The sequence below is a fragment of the Paraburkholderia sp. D1E genome, assembly GCF_052682275.1.
In genome coordinates, this window is record NZ_JBQYMB010000001.1 from 6,460,502 (window position 1) to 6,481,644 (window position 21,143).

The 21,143-nt window shown below is 57.3% G+C and carries 21 protein-coding genes; 9 read left to right on the top strand and 12 right to left on the bottom strand.

Annotated features, from left to right (window positions below; all coding sequences use genetic code 11):
- Positions 1-2: 2 nt before the first annotated feature.
- Genes ACUN0E_RS29100 through ACUN0E_RS29110 form a run of 3 tightly spaced genes read left to right on the top strand, consistent with a single transcriptional unit; the run spans position 3 to position 1,431 of the window.
- The gene (locus ACUN0E_RS29100; RefSeq protein ID WP_445570538.1) at positions 3-710 is read left to right on the top strand and encodes a nucleotide-binding protein; all 708 of its coding nucleotides are present in this window, start codon (positions 3-5) and stop codon (positions 708-710) included.
- A complete protein-coding gene (locus tag ACUN0E_RS29105; protein ID WP_445568790.1) occupies positions 700-1,047 on the top strand; it encodes a hypothetical protein in 348 nt (115 codons plus the stop codon). Before ACUN0E_RS29100 ends, ACUN0E_RS29105 begins: the two co-directional genes overlap by 11 nt.
- Positions 1,048-1,089: 42 nt before the next feature.
- Positions 1,090-1,431, top strand: a complete 342-nt coding sequence (locus ACUN0E_RS29110) for a hypothetical protein (protein ID WP_445568791.1) — start codon at positions 1,090-1,092, stop codon at positions 1,429-1,431.
- 152 nt (positions 1,432-1,583) lie between these two features.
- Here the strand turns inward: ACUN0E_RS29110 and ACUN0E_RS29115 are convergent, their stop codons facing one another.
- The 5 genes from ACUN0E_RS29115 to ACUN0E_RS29135 all read right to left on the bottom strand — a co-directional run bounded on the left by ACUN0E_RS29115 (position 1,584) and on the right by ACUN0E_RS29135 (position 6,530).
- Positions 1,584-2,417: a DUF932 domain-containing protein gene (locus ACUN0E_RS29115; RefSeq protein WP_408195733.1), complete on the bottom strand. Its 834-nt coding sequence runs from the start codon at positions 2,415-2,417 to the stop codon at positions 1,584-1,586.
- A gap of 860 nt (positions 2,418-3,277) precedes the next feature.
- Positions 3,278-4,411: a hypothetical protein gene (locus tag ACUN0E_RS29120; protein WP_408195734.1), complete on the bottom strand. Its 1,134-nt coding sequence runs from the start codon at positions 4,409-4,411 to the stop codon at positions 3,278-3,280.
- Positions 4,411-5,049 (bottom strand): Cap15 family cyclic dinucleotide receptor domain-containing protein, encoded by a 639-nt coding sequence (locus ACUN0E_RS29125; protein WP_408195814.1) that lies wholly within the window; start codon positions 5,047-5,049, stop codon positions 4,411-4,413. The genes ACUN0E_RS29120 and ACUN0E_RS29125 overlap by 1 nt, the downstream gene beginning before the upstream one ends.
- Before the next feature lie 399 nt (positions 5,050-5,448).
- Complete coding sequence (locus ACUN0E_RS29130; RefSeq protein WP_445568792.1) at positions 5,449-6,258, bottom strand: nucleotidyltransferase domain-containing protein; 810 nt, start codon at positions 6,256-6,258, stop codon at positions 5,449-5,451.
- 101 nt (positions 6,259-6,359) lie between these two features.
- The gene (locus ACUN0E_RS29135; protein WP_445568793.1) at positions 6,360-6,530 is read right to left on the bottom strand and encodes a hypothetical protein; all 171 of its coding nucleotides are present in this window, start codon (positions 6,528-6,530) and stop codon (positions 6,360-6,362) included.
- Positions 6,531-6,597: 67 nt separating this feature from the next.
- Here ACUN0E_RS29135 and ACUN0E_RS29140 point away from each other — a divergent pair, with 67 nt between their 5' ends.
- The gene (locus ACUN0E_RS29140) at positions 6,598-7,848 is read left to right on the top strand and encodes an IS256 family transposase (RefSeq protein ID WP_408265345.1); all 1,251 of its coding nucleotides are present in this window, start codon (positions 6,598-6,600) and stop codon (positions 7,846-7,848) included.
- A 12-nt stretch (positions 7,849-7,860) separates the two neighbouring features.
- Here ACUN0E_RS29140 and ACUN0E_RS29145 read toward each other — a convergent pair whose 3' ends face one another.
- The 6 genes from ACUN0E_RS29145 to ACUN0E_RS29170 form a co-directional block, all read right to left on the bottom strand.
- Entirely contained in the window at positions 7,861-8,646 is a 786-nt protein-coding gene (locus tag ACUN0E_RS29145) for a patatin-like phospholipase family protein (protein ID WP_445568794.1), read from the bottom strand.
- Between the two features lie 200 nt (positions 8,647-8,846).
- Positions 8,847-9,524 (bottom strand): hypothetical protein, encoded by a 678-nt coding sequence (locus tag ACUN0E_RS29150; RefSeq protein WP_408195737.1) that lies wholly within the window; start codon positions 9,522-9,524, stop codon positions 8,847-8,849.
- 467 nt (positions 9,525-9,991) lie between these two features.
- Positions 9,992-10,318: a DUF4236 domain-containing protein gene (locus ACUN0E_RS29155; RefSeq protein WP_408195739.1), complete on the bottom strand. Its 327-nt coding sequence runs from the start codon at positions 10,316-10,318 to the stop codon at positions 9,992-9,994.
- Positions 10,319-11,001: 683 nt separating this feature from the next.
- Positions 11,002-12,948, bottom strand: a complete 1,947-nt coding sequence (locus tag ACUN0E_RS29160) for a helix-hairpin-helix domain-containing protein (RefSeq protein WP_445568795.1) — start codon at positions 12,946-12,948, stop codon at positions 11,002-11,004.
- Complete coding sequence (locus tag ACUN0E_RS29165) at positions 12,932-13,717, bottom strand: PP2C family serine/threonine-protein phosphatase (RefSeq protein ID WP_408195741.1); 786 nt, start codon at positions 13,715-13,717, stop codon at positions 12,932-12,934. Before ACUN0E_RS29165 ends, ACUN0E_RS29160 begins: the two co-directional genes overlap by 17 nt.
- Positions 13,714-14,391 (bottom strand): vWA domain-containing protein, encoded by a 678-nt coding sequence (locus ACUN0E_RS29170; protein ID WP_408195742.1) that lies wholly within the window; start codon positions 14,389-14,391, stop codon positions 13,714-13,716. Before ACUN0E_RS29170 ends, ACUN0E_RS29165 begins: the two co-directional genes overlap by 4 nt.
- A gap of 78 nt (positions 14,392-14,469) precedes the next feature.
- Here ACUN0E_RS29170 and ACUN0E_RS29175 point away from each other — a divergent pair, with 78 nt between their 5' ends.
- The 4 genes from ACUN0E_RS29175 to rmuC all read left to right on the top strand — a co-directional run bounded on the left by ACUN0E_RS29175 (position 14,470) and on the right by rmuC (position 18,936).
- Positions 14,470-15,393 (top strand): hypothetical protein, encoded by a 924-nt coding sequence (locus ACUN0E_RS29175; RefSeq protein ID WP_445568796.1) that lies wholly within the window; start codon positions 14,470-14,472, stop codon positions 15,391-15,393.
- Between the two features lie 311 nt (positions 15,394-15,704).
- The gene (gene yidD / locus ACUN0E_RS29180; RefSeq protein ID WP_408195744.1) at positions 15,705-15,935 is read left to right on the top strand and encodes a membrane protein insertion efficiency factor YidD; all 231 of its coding nucleotides are present in this window, start codon (positions 15,705-15,707) and stop codon (positions 15,933-15,935) included.
- Positions 15,936-16,054: 119 nt separating this feature from the next.
- On the top strand, positions 16,055-16,789 hold the full coding sequence (locus ACUN0E_RS29185; RefSeq protein WP_408195745.1) for a hypothetical protein: 735 nt from the start codon (positions 16,055-16,057) through the stop codon (positions 16,787-16,789).
- Positions 16,790-17,016: 227 nt separating this feature from the next.
- Positions 17,017-18,936, top strand: coding sequence for a DNA recombination protein RmuC (gene rmuC, locus ACUN0E_RS29190; protein WP_445568797.1), 1,920 nt, complete (start codon positions 17,017-17,019; stop codon positions 18,934-18,936).
- A 444-nt stretch (positions 18,937-19,380) separates the two neighbouring features.
- On the opposite strand, the gene ACUN0E_RS29195 is transcribed toward rmuC, so the two are convergent.
- Positions 19,381-20,481 (bottom strand): IS5 family transposase, encoded by a 1,101-nt coding sequence (locus ACUN0E_RS29195; protein WP_445570539.1) that lies wholly within the window; start codon positions 20,479-20,481, stop codon positions 19,381-19,383.
- Positions 20,482-20,584: 103 nt separating this feature from the next.
- On the opposite strand from ACUN0E_RS29195, the gene ACUN0E_RS29200 reads away from it, so the two are divergent.
- The gene (locus tag ACUN0E_RS29200; RefSeq protein ID WP_445568798.1) at positions 20,585-21,052 is read left to right on the top strand and encodes a hypothetical protein; all 468 of its coding nucleotides are present in this window, start codon (positions 20,585-20,587) and stop codon (positions 21,050-21,052) included.
- The last annotated feature ends 91 nt before the right edge of the window (positions 21,053-21,143 follow it).

The window sequence follows — 21,143 nt, forward strand, 5'->3', positions numbered from 1 at the left end:
TCATGGAAACGACTCACCCGATTTATCTCGTCGGCGGCAGCAAGGGCGGTGTTGGAAAAAGCATGGTGACGCTCGCCCTGGCTGACTACTTGCAGCGACAGGGTATTCACGCGGTACTGCTGGAAACCGATACGTCGAATCCTGACGTCATGAAAGCGCTCAGGGACGAAATCAGGTGCGCCGCCTATGATCTCGACGACGCAGATGGCTGGATCGGATTCGTCAACTTCTGCGATATGCACCGGGACGCGGCAGTGATCGTCAATACCGCAGCACGCAATCAGACAGGGGTTGCCCGATACGGCGGGACGCTGGCCCGAACGCTGGATGAACTGGATCGGCAACTTGTCGTGCTATGGGTGATCAACCGGCAGCGCGATAGCCTTGAGTTACTGCATATTTTCGGGCAGACGTTTCCGGATACCCTGACGCATGTTGTTCGCAACGGCTACTTCGGTGCGCCGGACAAATTCACGCTGTATCAGGAGTCACAGCTTCGCAAAGCCATCGAGACGAAAGGGCGCTCGCTCGACTTTCCTGATCTGGCGGATCGGGTTGCGGACGAACTGCGCAGTCAACGCATTTCCATCCGCAAGGCAGCAGAGATGATGCACATAGGAGAGCGGGCGGAACTGTTGCGTTGGCGGGCGCTGTGCAATGCCATGTTCTCGAAGGTGATCAGCGCGGACGGGGAGACACGTGAGCAATAGCCGGTCGCAGTCGGTCGATCCGCTTATCCGTCTGTTTCGGGAAGTGTGCGGCGATGTTCCGGACGTGGCCAGTCTTGCGCGCATGCATCGGGTGTCGAGCGCGCTGAACCTGCATGACAACGACGCGCTGTGGTCGATGATCACTGTGCTCGAATACTATGCGCGCCTGTATGAAGCCATGCCGGAGCGTATCCGGTGGGCGAGCGAGGGGAGCCTCGAAGCCGCGCGCCGGGAAGTCGGCGGCGCAACCGATGCGCTGATGCAGCAGCATCGGGATGCGCTTGAGCGATGCAAGGCAACGATCCAGCTGGCGGAAAACCTGATACAGGAGCATTAGGAGCGGTACCGGGTAGCACTCGCGCAACTCAATGAGACCGGAATGATGACCCTGGCTGAGCGCATGTCAAATCAGGTAGCGCGCAAAGCTGGAAACCGGTTGATTGGTGTCGCAGCGGTGTCGGCCCGTGAGCAACGCGAGCGACTGGACAGCGCTGTGAGCGCGTTCGGGCAGGCAGTTGAGGCAGCGACGGCGCGTGTGGAGACGATGGCTACACGCATGGAGAGGCTTTTTGCGCGCGCGATGCGTCGCATGTTGCTGGTGGGCGGTGTCGTCCTCTGCCTGCTACTTTCAGGCGGGTTGATTGACTGGTGGAGTGGATCTCATCTGGTGGTTGCGGACTGTCGCGCGGTACAGTTCCGGCAGGCAGACGGCAGGCCTTGAAAGGGCCGCCGTCTGCCTTGCCCGGTTGACTCCAGCAAGTGGGAAGGGAGGTTCCGGGTCATGGTGTTGCCTGAAACCATCAGGAATCGATCCGGATAGGAGTCCTGATGGAGAGGTAGAGAACGGGGTGGCAGGTGCCGCCCCTGCCGTGCTTACGCCTTCATCTGGCGCATCGCTTCCGCGAGCATCCAGAGGGCGCGATTGAGCTTCACGTTCTGGTCGATGCCGGTGATGGGGCGTGTGGACACTGAGCGGCCGGTGCGCGAGCGTCCATGCAGGCCACCCTTCGTGAGGTTTTCCTGCACGCGGTTAAAGACCGTCCAGAGATCGTCGTGGCGATCCTCGAAGCGACGCGGGGCGAGCAGCTGGCTCTCGGTGATCGGAGCGGGTATCTCCGCGTCGGTCGGGTCGCAGCGCAGGGCGAGCGCGGAGCGGGCGAACGCATGCTGTTCGCCGTGGTCGAGCGTGACGTCGCGCATGCCGTCCTTCTGCTCATGAATCAGGTCGAAACCGTCGAGCACGTCGAACGCGCCATTGATAACGCTCTGAACGATGTTGCCCTTGTGCGGCACGCGGATATCGGCCACGTTGTCACCTGCGACTATGCCGTTCTGGCAGACAAAGCGCAGCATGCCTGCGAGCATCTGGTAGCTGCTCGTGCCGTCGTGCGAGTTCAACAGCACGATTTCGTTCGCCTCGTCTCCGTTGATCTGGTCAGCGTGACGAAGGCGGAGCATGTGCTTTGTGTATTCGCGCTTGCCCTGATCGCGCACGCGCGTTTGGCAGACCATGAACGGTTGGAAGCCCTCTTCGCGCAGACCACACAGGATGTCGATGGTGGGAATGTACGTGTAGCGTTCCGAGCGGCTTTCGTGCTTGCCATCCGCAAAGATGGACGGGGCAACGCAGCGAATCTGATCGTCCGACAGGGGTGAGTCGGCGCGAAGCATCGGTGAGCCGTAACGGAAGGAGGAAGCGAGTTGCATGGCAGTCTCCACAGCAAAAAGGGTTGAGGACTTGAACCGGGCGAGGGGATGTGCCTTGCAGCTGCGGTTGGACACCTCCTGGTGGAACCCGGGGTTGGCTTTGCTGCCGCCTGGCTCCCGGGTTTCCGCCCGTGCGACTTGAGGAGCCGATAGCGGGCAGGCGTCAAGGAAAAAGGCGAGGGAGGGGTGCGGGCAACACGGTCCATCGCCCCTTGATGCCCGCCCGCTATCGGCTACGGTCGCGGGTCAAGGGCGGCAACTTGGGAGTCCGGTGCATGCCATGCACCGGGTTGACCGGGCAGGGATGCCGCGCGGCAAGCGCGGTTGCGTGGCCGTGCCGGCCACGCTCGGGTAGAAGGTTACGGAGTTGACTGCTGCGCCAGGGATTGACGCCCGGCAGGGGCGAGACGCGGAACGCGGCTCGACGCATAGCGTGAAAGCCTGGTCCCGGCGTGAGAGCGTCGGGAGGCGTCTTATCGGTATGGGTGGTTATACGTCAACATTGATCGCCGACCGGGGCCTGGTTTTGTTGGCCGCGACGTGCAACACGCAGCCACAACCCGGCGATCACATGCGTCGTCGGTCCGACATTCGGGCATCGGGTCCGCCCGTAACCGGCCATCCGATTGGCAAAGACGAACACTCCCCCATCGGCCTTTGCCGACATTGGAGAAGGCTGGGTTCTACGTCGGTAATGTGGCGGAATGCTGATGGTACCGGCTTCGAACTGCCGGACGGCAGCTTCCTGCATCAGCGAATTCACACTCCGACCCAAAGCCGACGCCCGCATCGGCCTACCTACTGACCAGCCCGAAAACTGCCATTCGACAGAGCTCCCATCCACGGTGTGATTCAGGTGCCTACACCTGCAACGCCTTGACCAGGTCGCGCTGCACGCCTTGCGACAAGCCTGACGAGAGCAGGCTGGGGAAGTTCTCCTGATAGACGTTTTTCAGAAGCTCATCTATCTCAACGGAAAGGTAAAGCAGCCAGTCGCGCTTCTCGGAGGTGTCGAAGATCACGCGGCTTCCATCGGGAACCCACAGCCTGCCAGCGGCGATCGGGTCGCGATAAAGGGCGTCGAGGTGACGCTGTGTCTCCGAGAGAATCGCAAGGTCGCTATACTGGCCTAGGTGCAATGCACTCATGTCCGCGTGATACATGATGGCAGCTATGTCATAGCTGGAGAGTTGAATGTTGCGGTCGGAGTCCGCCTTGACACTCTTGCAAAGGCGAATTGCCTTGCGCAGGCCACCGCTGATACTGTCGCATCGGCTACCTACGCGCTGGATGTGAAGGAATGGCAAGTTGTCGATCGTCTCGCCAGTCTTCTTGTTGTAGATCGTCACCGCGCGATCGGCCTGTCGGCCGCTCGTCTGAAATTCCTTGGTGTCGTACCAGTGAGCGGGCACCACGTCGACGGATCGCTGCAGCGATCCACCCGACACCTTGACCGCCTTAGCGCCAGTTTTGTCGACCTTGGCCGCTGGAAACGCGTCATCGAGATCAACCTCAACCTGCTGCCGAAGGCTGCTCAGGACGCCACCTGACGTTCTCTGGGAAGGACTCGTGTATCCGCCCCGCAAAGCCTGCACACCAATGGTGTTATAGGTATAGAAGTCCTTTGTGATGGCCAGCACGTCGACGTCGCTGACCCGCTTGATGTGGACATCTAAAGGCACGGAACCCTGTAACTTGAATTCGGCATTGATGCCCGCTAAGGTCAGCCGGTCGCGCAACTGGCTGGCCACCCGCTCACCGGTCCGTTGGCTGACCTCCGTGTACTTCTTCCCGACGGCCTGCATGGCACCAATGGCGTATCGAGTCCAGCGTTGGTTTGAGGTGCCGCGCTTCTCCCACTCCTCGATTTCCGCGGCATCCATAGCAAAGTGCCCGCTTGAGGCTGAGTCAGCCTTGAGGAAAGCATTTACCGAGGGCTCGCCCTTGCGGCGTGCCCGTAGTTGTGAGAGGCGGGCGTCGATATCGGAAGCCATTAATTCCTCTTCGTCCAGTTCATCGTGCCGAAGGTCATCCGGCCACGGCCATTGAAGTAATCTCCAGTCGCCGACTTCAGGTCCTTCGCGATGGTCATGACAGAGCAGCCGGTGTGCGACGCTAGGTTGAGTGCGGCGGCCTTGGGGTCGTTTCTGTAGTGATAGAGCAGCACGAATCCGTCAACACTGTCATGGGCAAGTGCGGCGGAGATGCTACTTGACCCCGACATCTTGGTGGCAAGGCGGATGCGCAGCTTGTCCCAGGACTGGACGATAGTGACTTCGGCCTGCCATTCGTACTTGGCAGCACCGTCGCCGTCGAGCGTCTCGCCGGTGCAGTTCCATGTGCCGGAGATGTCGGGGACCTTCAGTGCCAAGCCGATACCTGGCCACTTCCACGCCCACTTGTTCAACACCCAGTAGAGGAATCCGAAAACTGCACCGGCGCCGAGCAACGACATCAAAGTGGGCGGCGCGTTGACGTTCCACCCGAACTTTTTTGCTAGATCAACGACGGTCAGGGCAGTGAACACCAGTCCTCCCGAGATGGCGCTCGCTGCCAAGCTCAAGAGTCGGCCGACGTTTGCTCGCTTGACTCCCCCCATCACCGAGTATTCGTGTTCTTGCGGAGCGACCATTAGTTTGAAATTTGACGATGTCACTGTTAAGCGACGTAAATGGCGGAGGTCGTCGCGAAATCAAGAGTCATTCAAGAAAATTAGGGTTTGTCCCAATCTTGGACGCTATATCCTGAACCCCGTTCACTGAGTAAGCGGGTCGCAGTCCCGCGGCCGCCATTCGAGACTCGGTGCCGCATTGAGGGGCGACAAGCGCGATGTTTTCACAACAGAGCCGTTGTTGGGCCGACCGTACTGAGGCGACTCGGCTCGAAGCGGACATTGGCGAGCTTCTGTCTCTGACCGGTTCCGAGCCTCCGGCGAATGCACCAACGGCCGACGTCGAGGCAGGTAAAACAAACAAACTCCACCCTCGTCTCTTTTCGCGGTGAAACATGGCCGTGTGGGAGGGGCTTTTACCTAGCTACCCCACTCGTTCCAGTACTTCTTTACCGCTGCGAGGTAAGCGTCATAGTTCGCCGTCGACCAGCACACGTTTGAGTTATCGCGCACGAGCCAGTACAAGTCGTTCGCGCACGCGAGCTTCGTCTTGTCCGCGTTTAGCACCCAGTTGAAAGTGTTGACGAACGAATCCTCATAGCTCTGGACGAATTTATCAGCTGGGATGTTCCACAGCATCCCCTCAAGAAAGTAAGAGGGTGCCACGCCGTTCGCAATGTACTTGTCGTCGATCATGCGATTCCGCACGTTCTTGCAAACGCGGACCATGCGCTTGAACCGCGAGTTCGTGTTCTGGTGTCTTGTCGTGCAGTTCTCCGAGTGCTGCTTCGGAAAGTTGACGATCTCAGCGCCGTCACTTGCCCAGAAAATAATGCCCTCGTCATACAGAGTATCCACACCAGTGCTCGCATCTCGGTAACGCCTATGTTGCGCACAAACAAGCACATCTGCATCACGACGATTGCCGCTCCCCTTAATGAAGATCGCTCTTTTCCCGGGCTTCACATCGACACCAAACTTCTTCTGCAGCCAAGCGACGACGTCCGTTTTGAAGTCCGCGTACGTGTACGTCGCGAGACTGAATGCCTTGTCGTAGTTTGTCTTCGCGTCGGGGCTTAGCGAAGTAGTGTTCGCATAGTAAGTCTGGTTGAGGCGGATTACGACATCGACATCGCTGTCCCGGTACACGTTCGTGTCGTTGCCGTACGACCCTTGGAGAAAGATCGAAAAGTCTTTCGCGTAGTACGGTGAGGTGCTGTCATTCAACACCTTCTGGATCGTGTCGTACGTTTGGGCAGACTGCTTGACCGATCCCTGATGGGACTATGTTTCGAGCTGCGATTCCGGAATTGCCATCTACTCAACTCCCCTCAGAGAAGAAAAGCCTGGAGTGTCTGCTCGTGCTCGGCGAATGACTGCGCTCCGCGCTGCGTCAGAACGTTGAGTTTCTTCAGGTCGTGCTCGAAGAGGTCGGCCGCCATCGCGGGTTCAGAGAACGACTGGCTGATGCGAATCGTCTGGATATGCTTGTAGAGGATCACCCGAGGGTGTAATTAGTTTTGTGTAAACGGTCATTTGGCAGGAGACTGCCAGTAATCAGGAGCGACGATGACCGTAGCGAAACGCAACAAACGCGTGAAACCCGACCCTGAGCTCGTCAAGCTGGCCGACAGCCTGCTGGCGAACTACCAGAAACCAGAGGACCTGATTGGCGAGAACGGCCTGCTCAAGCAGCTCACGAAGATGCTGGTTGAACGGGCGCTAGAGACGGAGATGTCCGAACACCTGGGCCACGGCAAGAGCGAAGCGGTCACCAATGCCACGGGCAACACCCGCAACGGCCATAGCGCCAAGACGTTGCAGGGGGAGTTTGGCGAGTTGCCGCTCGATATCCCGCGTGACCGTCAGGGTGCGTTCGAGCCGAAGCTGGTGAGTCGTCATCAGACGCGCTGGTCGGGCTTTGACGACAAGATCATCTCGCTATATGCCCGCGGCCTGAGCGTGCGGGAGATTCAGGGGCATCTGGAAGAAATGTACGGTACCGAGGTGTCGCCCACGCTCATCTCGGCCGTAACAGACGCGGTGAGCGAGGATGTGAAGGCCTGGCAAGCCCGCCCGCTCGACGCGCTTTACCCCATCGTTTATCTCGACTGCATCCACGTCAAGGTGCGCGACAGCGGTGCTGTACGGACCAAGGCGGTCTATCTCGCCATCGGCGTGAACATGGACGGCCACAAGGAAGTCCTGGGGCTGTGGATCGCCCAGACCGAGGGCGCGAAGTTCTGGCTGCAGGTGGTGACCGAGCTGAAAACGCGCGGCGTGCAGGACATTTTTATTGCCTGTGTCGATGGGCTCAAGGGCTTCCCCGAAGCCATCGAAGCAGTCTATCCGAAGGCAGCAGTTCAACTGTGCATCGTGCATATGGTGCGCAACAGTCTGAACTTCGTGTCCTGGAAGGTGCAGCGCGAGGTCGCCGCCGACCTGAAGACGATCTACACTTCATCGACGGTCGAGCTGGCCGAGCAGAAGCTGAGTGCCTTCGAAGCCACGTGGGACAAGGACTATCCGTCCATCGGGCAGAGCTGGCGGCGCAACTGGGCACGCGTCATTCCGTTCTTCGACTATCCGCCGGAGATCCGGAAGGTGATCTACACCACCAATGCCATCGAATCGATCAACATGAGCCTGCGCAAGGTGATCAAAACCCGCAGTTCGTTCCCGACCGACGAGGCCGTGACCAAGCTGTTTTACCTGGCACTTAACAACATCAGCAAGAAGTGGTCGATGCCGATCCGGGACTGGAAGGCAGCCCTGAACCGCTTCACTATCCAGTTCGAAGACCGCCTGTTACCGGGTTAAATCAATACCCGTTTACACAAAATTCCGGACACCCTCGATCACCCGAAGCTGATCCATCGACTGCGTGTTAATCTCCAGCGTCTTCTGCAGGAGCTGAACGCCGGGAGTCTTCTGCCTCCAGTAGTCCAACGTCCACCAGTTCACTGGCGGCGGCGGATAGTTGCCGCAGCCAAGACTCACCACACGGATGTTTTCGGGCGGAATTCCCAATGCGACTGTCGCATCCGCGATGGCGTAAAGCGTCGGGTTGTTTGCACAGAACCCTCCATCGATAAGCTCAATGCTATCGCCGCTGGACGTAACGACGGTCTTGCGATTGAAATATGGGTACGCCGAGCAGGAGGCCTGAACCGCGTCACCGAGCTTCACCCCGAATCCAGGCACGAATGAACCCTTCATGCCGTGTGCCTGCCCGATATGCGCCTTGAAAATCATCGGCTTCTCGAGCACCCACTTCGTGGCCACGATGCCGACGCTCGTCTTCACGTCCGTGAACATCGCATCGCCGAAGATGGTCTTCGACAGGTCGGCCAGCGCTCCGGATCTACCATATGCGTCCTTGTTTTTCATGACCGTGGGCACGTGGTCTTGGTAGAGTGCAATGATTTCAGGAACGCTCTTTCCCAAGGCAAGCATGGCGGTGATGATCGACCCGGTACTCGTACCGAAGACCAGGTCGAACCGCTCGTGGAGGTGGCACCCAATCATCGCCTCGATCTCACGCAGGATTCCAAGAGTGTAAAACCCTTTAGCCCCGCCACCGTCGAGACAGAGCAGGCGAATAATGTTATCGGACATGCGCTTCCTCTCGGTAATCATTAGGCGCCGTTTTCACATCTGCCCTCTCGCCCGTTAGCCGCTCGCCCCGATGCTGCCAAGTACCGGGAAATTCTTCTTCTACGCCTCGGCAAACCTGAGGTGTCGCGCGCGACCCAGCAGTGTTCATACGGACAACCGCATAATCGGCCACGCAGGTGTTTGGCGACTGGAAGTGAGTCTCATTTCACATGCCACAGTGTGTCCAACGGCCACTTTTGGGCAGCATCTTCATAGCGCTTTATCTCATCGGCGCGCGTCGAAACGCGACGCATCGCTAACGAACCGTGGGTCGGGCTACTAGTCCAATAGCTACCTTTAAGTATCGTACCTCCTGCGAGCAGCTCGAGGTCGCCAGCGCCGTTTACCAATTTTCGCGCACCGGGATATTCGTTCTTTAACTCGAAAACGTAAGCAAGGCGCGTTGCGTTGTTACGCGCATTGCGAATGATTGCTTCCACTCTCGAGTCCCCAGTCTGACTCTGCGTGAAACTTTGAAGCGATAGTGTTAGGTACGTCTGCCTGATGACGAAAACGATGGGTAACGTAAGCGGTGGGGCATCCGGCGCTTGACCGTAGTCGGACGACAGGAATCCGACCCATACCCCTTGGAGCAGCGGCCGACCACTCCACGCTGGCAACGGGCCAATGCGCCATGCCCATTTGTAGAAGATGACAAACAAGAAAGACGCCGCGGTCAAGCCTGTCGTGAACCAACGAAATAGGCTCGTCATGGTCACTGGGGTATCAAAGAAACGGATGTTAAACAGGGCGACCACACCGGCGAGCATCACTACGGTCGTGGTAAAAGATTTCTTCAACAGATTGAACTGCTGCTCGGTAAGCGTGAGGTTTTCCATCACACCTCCCGCCGCACTGCACGAACACCACCGGAAAAAACGATCGGATCGGCATTTTTGCTCAACAGTCCAGTACAAGCGACCGTATCCATTCTAGAACCCGCTACGGCTGCTAGTTGGCGAGCGCCCATCGGTGTCCCCCGAGGCACCGAAGCTTTCAGAATTTCGATCGGCGGAGCAAAGAACTGGGAAATGTGCGTCAACTGGGCCGTTTTGACGTCAACAAGGTGAAAACCGTCATGCCAAACGGACGCGACTGTCGAGATGGAGGCGAGGACTCGGGCAATGTGCTGGAATTCGGTAACCGGCAGAGCAGGATTGAACAGTGTCTGGTCGCCAAGGGGAACGACTGGCAGGCGTGGAGGACCTAGGTAAAAGAGGATTCCGAGACCATTAAAATCGTCGGGAGCGATACCCCTCACCGCGTCTAGGAGCCCGAACGCAAAGTCTGTATGGAGTGACATGGGTTAGGAGGAGCTCAAGGATAGTGCCAGTTGGTCAGCGGTCACCGAAGACACGCTGACCATGGGGCCAACGGTACTGTTGGGAGGCGGGTTCAGTGTGGGCGGCGAGACTCCGTTGGGGCAGGGGCCATTCGAGCGCGTCCGGTTAGCTGGCGACGAGGGTAGGATAGCCCGGTAGGTGAAACCGCCCTTAGATATCAACACGTAGTTGCCCCACGGACCTGTTCCGATGCGAAAGCCCGGGACCCCGACGGACACACCGATGCCGGCACCAGATAGATTGAAGCGGAATGGTCCAGTGGACAGCGATTTCCTGTAGCTCAGTCCCATTGAATTCTCCCCGATACCTTCTTATTGAGCGACGCACCAGTTGCCAATCATTCTGAATCCTGAGTCACATTCCCATCCGTTCCATGTGTTGGCTAGGTGGGCGTTAGGTGGCAAGCTGATGGCGGCGCACGTGTTACCCATGCGTCTGAAACCTGTATTGCAGTCCCAGTTCGAGCCGACACCAGTCAAATGCGCATTGGCCGGCATGCTCTGCATCGACATACATACTGTCCCGAATCGCAGAAATCCATCGTCGCATTGCCATTGCCCGTCTGTCGAGACTCGATGAGCGTTGGGGGGCATTGCCGTCGGGACGCATCCCGATGGCCCGGCAGTCATTCCAGCAGGACAGTCAGTTCGCGCACGCTGATTGACGGAATTCGTGCACCCAATGCGGTCGACACCTGGCGGGCATAAGGACTGGCTGCTTGCGGATGTGTTTTGCCCCGCGGCGGTCGGCAACGATTGTGCTTGGCTTGGAGATTGGGGCGGCGACGTCATCGGCGATGCATTCACAGGAGGGGGCGCAACAGGTCCAACCGGCTTCCCGCGAAAGGCATTTAGAAACTGGTCAACCTGAATGGGCGCCTCTTGCGCGTGACCATAAGTTGCACCTAGAACCAACAGGCCGGTCAATGACAGGCTAAAAGAGGCGTAGCACTTCGACCCAAGTAAGCTTCTCATCAGCGTACCTGCATGACGGCAAGGTCCGCCTCTGCTTGGGCGAGTGCATGCGAAGCTGCTTCCAGTGCTCCCTTAGCGTTGTTCTGTCGCCCAATTATTTCGCTGCGAAGGTCTTGCAGTTGCCGTGCCCCGTCTCTGAGTTGTTGTTCGAGGTTGTTGCGCATCGACGCGACTTTGGTATTCACCGCGTTAATGTCCTGCTGCGTCGGAGTTGAACCGGCAGTGGGAACAAATCGTTGTTCGATACTGCGCTTCCATGCCAGCAGATTCGCTGTAAGTCCGGTGCCAAAGCCAGGAATGCCAGCGACAGCGGCTGCTGAAATATCTGCCGCAGATTCGATGCCGAACGAGACGAGGGTTTGCTTGCGCTGCTCACCCACGCCCGTAATCTTTGCGGAATGAATGAGATGACGGTCGAGGAAATCATGCAATTGCCGGGCGACTATCGATGCCTGCAGTTGTTTCATCTCGCGCGCGAGCACTTGCGGCAGGTCATCCAGTTGGGCCTTGATTTGGCTTGTTGACCGTGCTTTATCCGAAAGTCGCCGGTCAGAACGCAAGCTTTCGTAGTTGGAAAGTGCCTGCTCGTATGCGCGCTTTGTACTTTCGACAACGCTCTTTCGCGTGATGAGCTCGATTGGTGTGGCCGGTTTTACACCATGGATGGCAAATGCCCCCATCACAAGCCAGAGCGACCATAGCTTAGGGACAACCAGAGACATCAAAAACGCGAGGAGACAGATGGCGGCATAGGTCAGTCGCGTCTTCGTAACGCCTTTGCTTACGGATGTCGGCGGTGGCCGCCCCGTCAGATTGAGGGGCGGGGGGTTATACACCGGTAGCGACGGTAACGCACTTAGGGCCTGAATTTGCGACCAGAGAGCAGCAACGTTGGCGCCCGCAACCTGAAAGTTTATGGTTGCACCGGTGGCCGATGCCGGTGTGAAGTAGGGTGTTCCGAGTCTATCCCGCTCACACCAGACGCAGGTGTTTAGGTGTCCAGGATACTTGTGACGAGGCTCTGCGCTGCATGAACGCAACGAGTGCAATAGCCCGTCCAGAGCGGCAACCCATTCTTTCGCCTTGGGGCGGCCGTATTTCGCGCCTACTTCAGTAAAGGCGCGCCAGAAGAGGTCGCCCATGGTTGGTGGCAGATATTCCAACCCTAGCGCTCTCGGTGGCATATCGTTCAATCGAGCGAGCCTGTCAGCGCCATACGCGAAGCGGAACTCCTTAATTGACCGTTCCAACGGGAGGTCGCCGGATATTTTGGGAATCCCGGAGAAGGGATGCCGTGCCATAAACAGCAACTGGAAAATCAGGACAGCCAGCCCGAAGTTGTCGTGATTCGCAGTACGGGTTACGCCGTGAAATGAGCCCCGCCCCTGTAACTCCGGCGGAGTGTAGTGAGGAACCCCCACTGTGCATGGGAAGCTGGCCGAAGCTGTGTTGACATGAAACGAGTCGCAGTCGAGTAGCTTGACGGTCCCTTGGTGGCTGACAATGATATTGTTTTCATTGACGTCCCCAATCGCGTGTCCATGCGCGTGTATTGCATCGAATGCTGCGGCGATGTTCCTCGCTGTTCCGACTAGAAACGAGAAATCGACTTTTGGGAATGTCTGCCGTCTGCTCGCAACTCCGTACAGTTGGTGCACGGGTTCGTAGCCGGAAAACTTTGGCATAGTGAACCCGGCTACCGGCCCTGGCTTATGTGCCAGCAGAACGCTAATCGGCCACGCTGCAATCTGCTTCAGATAGGTGTCACCCACCTGCGCCATCGCGCGTAGCTTTGCCTGCCGGTCCGCATCCAGAGCGTGGGAATACATCTTGGCGGCCACGTTCTCGCCGTTATGCGTCGCATCGAAGACAGCGCCTTCACCGCCTTGGCCCAGCTTCTTACCGAGCTTGAGCTGGTTTCCCTGTTCGTCAAACGCCACGGACATCAGTGGCCCCCAACGCACGTGTGGCAAGAATCAGCGTCTTATCGTCGTCGGTTCTTTCGTTTATCGCATCGCTACCCAGAAAACGTTCGAGTGCCGCACACAGCGAGTCAGTCTGTTCGTCTGTCGACGTCCGTAGAGCCTTGAACATAGGTTCAAAAAACGGCGCATGCGCTGTTTCGCTGGAGAACACCAGAGCAAGGCGCTGCAACCCGTCACTGAATAGAGCGGCCTCGTCGGTCGTGCACCGTACTTCGGTGCGCAAATGGTCGTGCACATCGGCATCAGTGACGAAATAGGTCATGTTTGCGTACTCGCCGGACTCGGGCCAAAAAACCGGTGCGAGCGTACCTTCATGCCGCGCGACGATTGCCCCGTCACCGACTTGAAAATAGAGTGCTTGGGTTGGCCCAATGACTGCACCGAGCAACGTGCACGCTAACGCGCGCGTGGTTACGTGGCGAGCGGTCGCAGCATTTGTGATTTCTGCTCGCACATTCTCGAGTAACTCGGCAGCCAACTCTGTCGTCAGACCCACTTCGCCTGCGGCCTCGACCGCTTTTACAAGAAGTCTTCCGCTGGTCTCGCAAGCAATCTCAGCTCCTACCTCTCCGAACTGTGCGCTTCCAGCCCCATCGGACGCGAGGGCGACCAGAAAAATGGCGCCGTTTGCGTCATTCGCGACGTGGTAGAAGCAGCTGTCCTGGCACGGTGCTGACGTTTGGACATGCGAACTGCCGACAACGGAAGCGCCAATGACTCGCCAGCTCACACGGAGGCCCAGCCTGTGGGCGCTGCGAGTGGAACTTCAGTGCCGGGCGTTGAGCGGGACACGGCTGCCATCGATGCGGACAGCCACTGAAAAAGTTCGCGGAATTTCAGTCCTTGCAGCGACAATGGCTGACGAGTCGAAATCTGGGCGAGTGTGTCCATATTCGCGCCCTGTACTCCCACCGCGAAGAAGGCGAATTTCTTTGAGGCTTCACCTTCTCGAACTCGGGCCGCAGCTGATTGCCAGGCATCCGTCGGACTGCCGTCGGTGATAAGGAACACCCACGGGCGGTAGTAGGAGATACCGTTTGCTTTGTATTCAGCTTTTCGCGCTTCGAGCGTGTCCAGCGCAAGGTTGATAGCAGAGCCCATTGGCGTATCGTTATGGGCCGTCAGAGTGGGCGGGAAGAAATTCGCTGCCGTGTGGAACGGCATTTCGAGCGTGGCGGGGCCGAATGTCACAATCGCTGTGTCAACCCGCTTCATCGCGAGAGAGTCTGCGGCCAGCTCGTCTTTGAAAGTCGTCAGGCCAGCGTTGAGTTGAGCGATCGGCTCTCCGCCCATGGAGCCTGAACGGTCAAGGACGAGCACGCAGGGGCAGCGTTGCTCAGGATTTTCGGCGAAATTGTCCGTGCCGAATGCTACCTGCGTAGCAAAGTCATTGTTCTCAGTCATGGTCTTCTCGCTATGCGGCGCTGGCTAAGCTCGGAACCGCGCGTTAGTATTTAAGCCTGAGATAATAATCCAAGAATCATGTCCGCAAGTAAAGCTCCAGCTTATTTAGGTTTGGTCTTCGCTGTAGCAATGGGCGTGCTCGTATCCGGGGCTAACAAACACACGTCATCTGACGTCGCGGCGCCGCTCGATATCGCAAGTGCGCCGGCGACAGTGGCGCCGCAACCGGCCGAGCCTGAGTCCGTTCCCGCTGTCGTATGGAAGTTGCAAACGTTAAAAATTGGCTCCTTGCGGCTAAAGGCAAATCTACCGTCGTACGGGATTAATGCGACTTGCATGTTGCCGGGCCCTGCTGACGACGAAGTCAGCATGTGCCAACCAGTTGTGGGAACCTCTGATACGTCCGTCTGGCAAATTCGGATTGTCAGCCAACGCGACCGCTTCGTGCCTTTGACCTGGTTCGAAAGTGTGACCCAATCACTCCGCGGGATGCCGATCGATGTTTTGACTCGCCAACTGGGAAACGAAGCCAACTTGGTGACCAAGGCAGGGTTTACCAGCGCTGCGCTTCTCGCACCCGGCGATTTGTCGGGTGCCGTAGCTATCCGTGGCTCCGCTGCAGCGCCTTCAGCATTCGCCGTTGCTAAGCCCCAATCGTGTGTCTACGCGTTTCTGCTTGCGGCGAACAGGCCAACGACGGTTCTGTACTGTGCTGCGAATGACGAGGATGCGCTGGCAGGCACCCAGAAGATTGTTTCATCCTTGCTGAAATTCAACACATCTGCTGAATACAAGCGTGGAAGTGCGCAAGGCGTCGAGCACAACCTGTATCTGAAACGCCTGAAAGCAGCAAGGGGTCCCGGCGGCGCGCCGGAACTTCTGTCTTCCGAGCAGGCGTATGAGCAGTCGACGGCAGCCGAGTGTGAAAAGTACCCAGCCATATCGCAAGAGCGATACCAGTGCTATGAGGGATTTGCCGCCAATCGTCTGCCGATGCTGTGATGTGCTTGTCTCGTACCGATAGAAATGTTGTGTCGAAGGCCTAAAGTTCTCGACGCAATTGTCGTCAAGCAGGCATTAAGTCCTGCGACGATTTGTGGCGTTCGAATACAAGATGATTCAGGTTCCTCCAGACATTGCGGTCCGTGCCCGCGAGCATAGAGGTAATGAGGCAGCCGCCTATCTGGAAGGAGTTGTCAACGAGTGCGCGCGAGATGGATGGGAATTTTATCGCGTCGATAGCATTGGAGTGAACGTCCAGTCTGGATGCTTCGATGCATTGTTTGGTCGCAAGGCGCAGTTTGCAACATACTATGCCGTTACGTTCCGACGGCCTGATTGGCGCGAGCGAGGCGGTAATCAGTGTCTATCGGAGGTTTGCCCCAGTTGCACTTCGAGACGCTTGCCTTTTCGAGCCGACTTGTTCGGAATATGCGCTACGCGCGATTCGCAAATACGGGCCTTTTCGGGGGGATGAAGACGTTGCAACGAATTGCCAGGTGCAGACAACCGAATGGTGGGATAGACGAACCATGAGGCCATAGAGTTTTGGGAATCGCTCGTTCCAAGGCTGCTGGTAAGTCGGTAAGCGAGCGGTTGAATCTGCCATTCACAACCTTTTGAACTTCTGATTTTTTTGGTCAAAGTTCTCTGAAGCAAAAAAATGAGCAACTTCGGGGTCGGGCTGTTTCTTGTTGGCGTGCTCACCGGATTGATAGGTGTTGGAGGCTTTTTCGATACTCGAAAAGTCGACCGGCGCTTCAAGACAGGCTACAAAAATAACGAGCCGGATAACAGGAACTTTGGTCGTGCGGGCAAGCGCATTCTGTACGGCATAGGGATTTGTATTGTAGCTTCAGCCATTGTCAGCTTAAGTTCGCCATCTGAGCGTACATTGTCCACTACGCAGGTGGACAACGTTGCCTCGCAGCCCGAAGTGGTCGCTGCCTCACAGGTAGAAGTGTCGAATCCGGTTGTCGCTCTTGACCCTAAGCAAGCGGAGCAGAAGTCTGACAGCGGAGTTGCGCTCGGTTCGAACGAGCGAGTGGTCGCTCCCGAAAGTGTCGCACCGGCTTTAGCTTTGGAGTCAGTTCCAGCTGCACAAGTACAAGATGCTCCGCTGCAATCTGGCCAGGAGAGCGTTAGCTGCACCGACGATGGGACGTTTTTCGGTGCCAACATTTGCAAAAGCGCAACTCTCGCGGCGGCCTACGACCGTGAACTGAAGGAGTATGAGGCGGCGCAGGGCCGTATTGGTGGCAAAGACATCGGAGTGCGCATTGAACAGCAGAACTGGCTCGACCAAGTCACCAAAAACTGTTCGGACGTGACGTGCCTGACTGAGGCGTTTGATGCACGCATAGCTAGTCTCCACTCTCGGTACCGAAAAGACGGCTAGATCTGCATGTCTTAGCGTCGAACGTCGCGACATGACCAATTGTCCGATTGCCGCGAAGCTCTCTAGAGGCAGGGGATCAGTTCTGCAGGTGGGTTGATTGCCAAGCCGAACTGCGCTGCGTGACGTGAAAACGCGCATCGCACCCAGATGACAATCTGCCTTTACTTGCTCGTGGCTATGGGTAGCAGGGTGAACTTCCTCGCAAAATACCAGGTTCTGGGGGCGTGATGGAGACAGTTGCTGGGTTTGCGATTTCGGTAGTAAGTTTGATTCTCGGTGCGGTGGTGGCATGGGTGCTATTACGGAGCGGCGAGGCCATGCGCGTGCAGGCAGCAGTCGCTCGCAGCCAATCGGAGTCGCAGATTCAAATTGCTCAGTTCGAAGAGAGACTCCGGGCGTCGGGCGACGACTTGAGGTTAGCTCGCGGGTCGAGGGATGAGGCGGAACATCAAGCCAACGCCTTGCGCGAGGAACTTTTTGCTGTTCGCGATGAGCAGGCAAGGTTGGCTGAACGGTCTTCGCGGGTCCCAGTTCTTGAGGCGGAGATTCGGACGCTGAGTGAACAGGTGCGAAGCAGTTCGGATGAGCTGAGAGTCGTCGCGTCTAGTGAAGCCCAGAAGCAGCAGCTCGTTACATCCCTGACTGAGCAAGTCGCGCAACTGGAGAAGGACCTGACTGACGCGGAGCGGAAGGTTGAACAAACTTCGTCAGAGTTGCAGGTTGCGAACGAGCGCAGGGCCGCGCTGGAAGAAATGGCATCTCGTATCCCAGACCTCGACCGTCAGACGGGCGAGACCGCAGAATCATTGACAGGAACCGTGCGCGCGTTGTCTGAACTGCGGGAGTCAAGCGGTCGCCAGAACGGGAAATTATCGGCTGAATTGGATGCTGAGCGCCTCGCAGCGCGCTTGGTGCGTGACGAGCTCGAGCAGGTAAAAGCTGCCCGGGCCGCGGCGGACCGAGATGTGACACGGCTCACGGACGAGCTTACGGAGCTTCGCACTAGAACTGACGCGGAAAAACAGAACAGTGACGAAAAACTTAATCTCTTGCTGGAGGCAAAAGAAACCCTTAGTGACCAGTTTAAGACGCTTGCCACTGAGATTTTTGAGGAAAAGTCCAAACGCTTCGCGGAGCAGAATCAAACCAACCTCGGACTGCTACTTGAGCCGTTGAAGACGAGACTGTCCGAATTTCAGGGAAAGGTCGAAGAAGTCTATGTTCAGGAAGGTAAAGACCGCTCGGCACTCGCTTCTCAGGTTCGACAACTCGTCGAGTTGAATCAGGTGCTCAGCCAGGACGCAAAAAACCTCACGCTTGCCCTCAAAGGGTCCGCGAAAACTCAAGGTAACTGGGGTGAACTGATACTTGAGCGCGTGCTCGAAGCCTCTGGTTTGCGGAAGGGCGAGGAATATCAAGTCCAAGATAGCCAGGTGCGAGAGGATGGCACTCGGGCGCAGCCTGACGTTGTAATCAACCTCCCTGATGAACGCAAGCTGGTCGTTGACTCAAAAGTGTCTCTCAATGCGTACGAGCGATATGCATCCGCGGAAAGCGACGAAGAGAGGGCAGTCGCTCTTCGCCAGCATGTTGAATCCGTCAGGAGCCACATCAAATCGTTGTCCGACAAGCAATATCAGACGCTGTACGGCAGGTCTCTTGATTTTGTCCTTGCTTTTGTCCCCATCGAACCAGCGTTCATGCTCGCTGTGACGAATGACAACGAGTTATTCATGGAGGCGTGGCGCCGGAACGTCCTTGTCGTTAGCCCGTCTACTCTCCTTTTTGTTGTGCGCACGGTCGCTCACCTCTGGCGGCAAGAGCAACAGAGCCGAAATGCGCAGGATATCGCGCGTCGAGGCGCGGAGCTGTACGACAAGCTTTGTGGATTCGTTGAAGACTTGCAGCAAGTTGGGACACGTCTCGGGCAGGCCCAGAGGGCTTACGACCTGGCACACGGAAAGCTTACGAGCGGGAGAGGCAACGTCATACGACAAGCTGAATTGCTTCGCGACATGGGGGTAAAGCCATCGAAGGCGCTACCGCAGGCCTTGGTGGAGTCTGCATCAGCAGAACATCAGGAAATCGTAGTGCCGGGCGTGATAGGAGATACATCCAGTAGCACCACGGCTGAGCCGGACCTGTGAAGTGCGGATGGTACATCCGGTACGCACGCTCTTAACCATCAATCCAAGAACGCCCGCGGCAAAGCGAGCGTTCTTGTCGGCATTAATCACTGATGCCTTCCGACCAACCAGTTCAGTGATAAATATGAGAGCGCATCCGGACAGTTGGGAAGACATGTCAAATTACGTTGTCCATTTCACTCGGGGCGGCGAGGGGTACGACGACTATCGAACGATGCTGGGCATTCTCGGAAGCGGAATCTTGAAACCAAAACAGCGTTTTGGTATTGGAAAAGACAAAGCTCCGGTTGAGACTAACAGGCCGTTGAAATATCCGTCGTTGATGCGCTCAGGTGCATTACGACGGATGCTCGGTTCGCATTTTTGAAACGCGGAACACGTTTGCGGGCATTCGACGTTGCTCGCGGGTTCATCATATCGGTGTTATCCATTGCTTCCTGCCCCTCAACCGGCAAGTGTGCGCATACGCGTCAGGTTGTAGCCGACCTGCGTCAACACGAAGAGCTGGTCTACGCGTTCAAGTCCTCGATACATCGCTTGTCGAATTCGTCCGACCGTCTTGCCCCATCCGAACACCTGCTCAATGCGTTTACGTTTTTGCTGGCTGACCGCGTAGCCCGGCCAGCGCGTAGTTCGCCCGTCAATTGCTGAACCTCCTGGACGCCCATCGTTTTGCGCCACATGCGGCGTTACACGGTTCGCTCGACAACTGGCCACGAAACCGGCGGTGTCGTAGTTCTTGTCCGCGCCGACTGTGATGCCGAGCGGCGCAACACTTGCGGCATCGGCAAGCATCCGCCCGGCCGCGTCGCGCTCGGCGGTGCCCGTCGCCAGCGTCACCTGTGCGTTGACCACCAGGCCATGCCGGTTGTCGGTCAGCACGTGGCCCATGTAACAGAGCATCGCTCCGGTTCCTTTGCTCTTGCGAAACAGGCGCGCCTGCTCGTCCGTCGTGGATTGGTGCGTCTCGTTACTGCGCTTCTGTCCGTGCCAGTTGTCATTCGGCGCGGGCGGTTCGTCAGGAGGCGTGTCGTCTTTGTCCGGACTTGCCTTGGGCACAAAGCTCTTATGCCCGGCCCATGCCTGAATCAACGTGCCGTCAACGCTAAAGTGCTCTCCAGAAAGATATCCGCGCTCGCGCGCGGTCTCGACTGTCTCGTTGAAGAGCAACACCAGCACATCGTGTTCGAGCAACCGGTCGCGGTTCTTGCTGAACGTCGAGTGGTCCCACACGGTCCCGTCCATCGGCAGGCCGACGAACCAGCGGAACAACATGTTGTAGGAAATCTGTTCCACCAGCATGCGCTCGCTACGAACTGAGTACAGCACCTGCAGCAAAAGAGCTCGCACCAGCTTCTCCGGCGCGATGCTCGGCCGGCCACCTTTCGCGTCAGCTTCGTACATCCGCGCGAAAACGTCGTCCATGCGCTTGAGCGCGTCATTGAGCCAACTGCGAATCGGACGCAACGGATGGTCCTTCGGCACGAAATCATCCAGCTTCAACACGGTGAACATTGACTCGGTAAAACCATCTGGCCCACGCATCCGTTCCATCTCGCTCTCATTGATGACATCAGTTCAACGTTTACGCCTGCGTCCCGGATGACCGCTACATGAGGTATTTCACCGGCCTGCTAAACAGCGTGCCGTGTGTTTTAGCGAAATTCGTGCCGGCCAGTGGAGTCGCTTGGAGGAGCGTCGAGAGACAAAATACGGAGTCGCATTTACGAAGGAGTTCATTCTTTCCCAAGGCGGTGGACCCATTTGGTATGCTTGGAAAAACACGCCGCACTGGCGTGCGTTACAACGGATGATGGCATCGTCCATTGATGACGCCGATGCAGACGTTTGGAAAATTTGTCCAATGATTGACGCCCCCGGACATTACGGCCGTAGTGACTATGTTTTCGATTGGGAAAGAGAGTGGCGTCATGTCGGGTCAATGCGTTTTGATACGAATAATGTTGCATTTCTGTTGATGCCGGAGCAATTGCACGGAGCAGCGCGCGGTTTTGTCGAAAATGCCTTCACCGAGAACATAGGGCCCGCATACTTTTGCCCATACGTCGATCCTGCTTGGGAAAAGGACGCTGTGTTGGACGCACTTCGACGGTGAGTAGGTTGAAGATGCCAAAAATCGAGAACTTCAAGGCGAGAGCGACCGTTATGATCGAGCGACAGCGGCCTCCAACGGGGAAACCCAATTT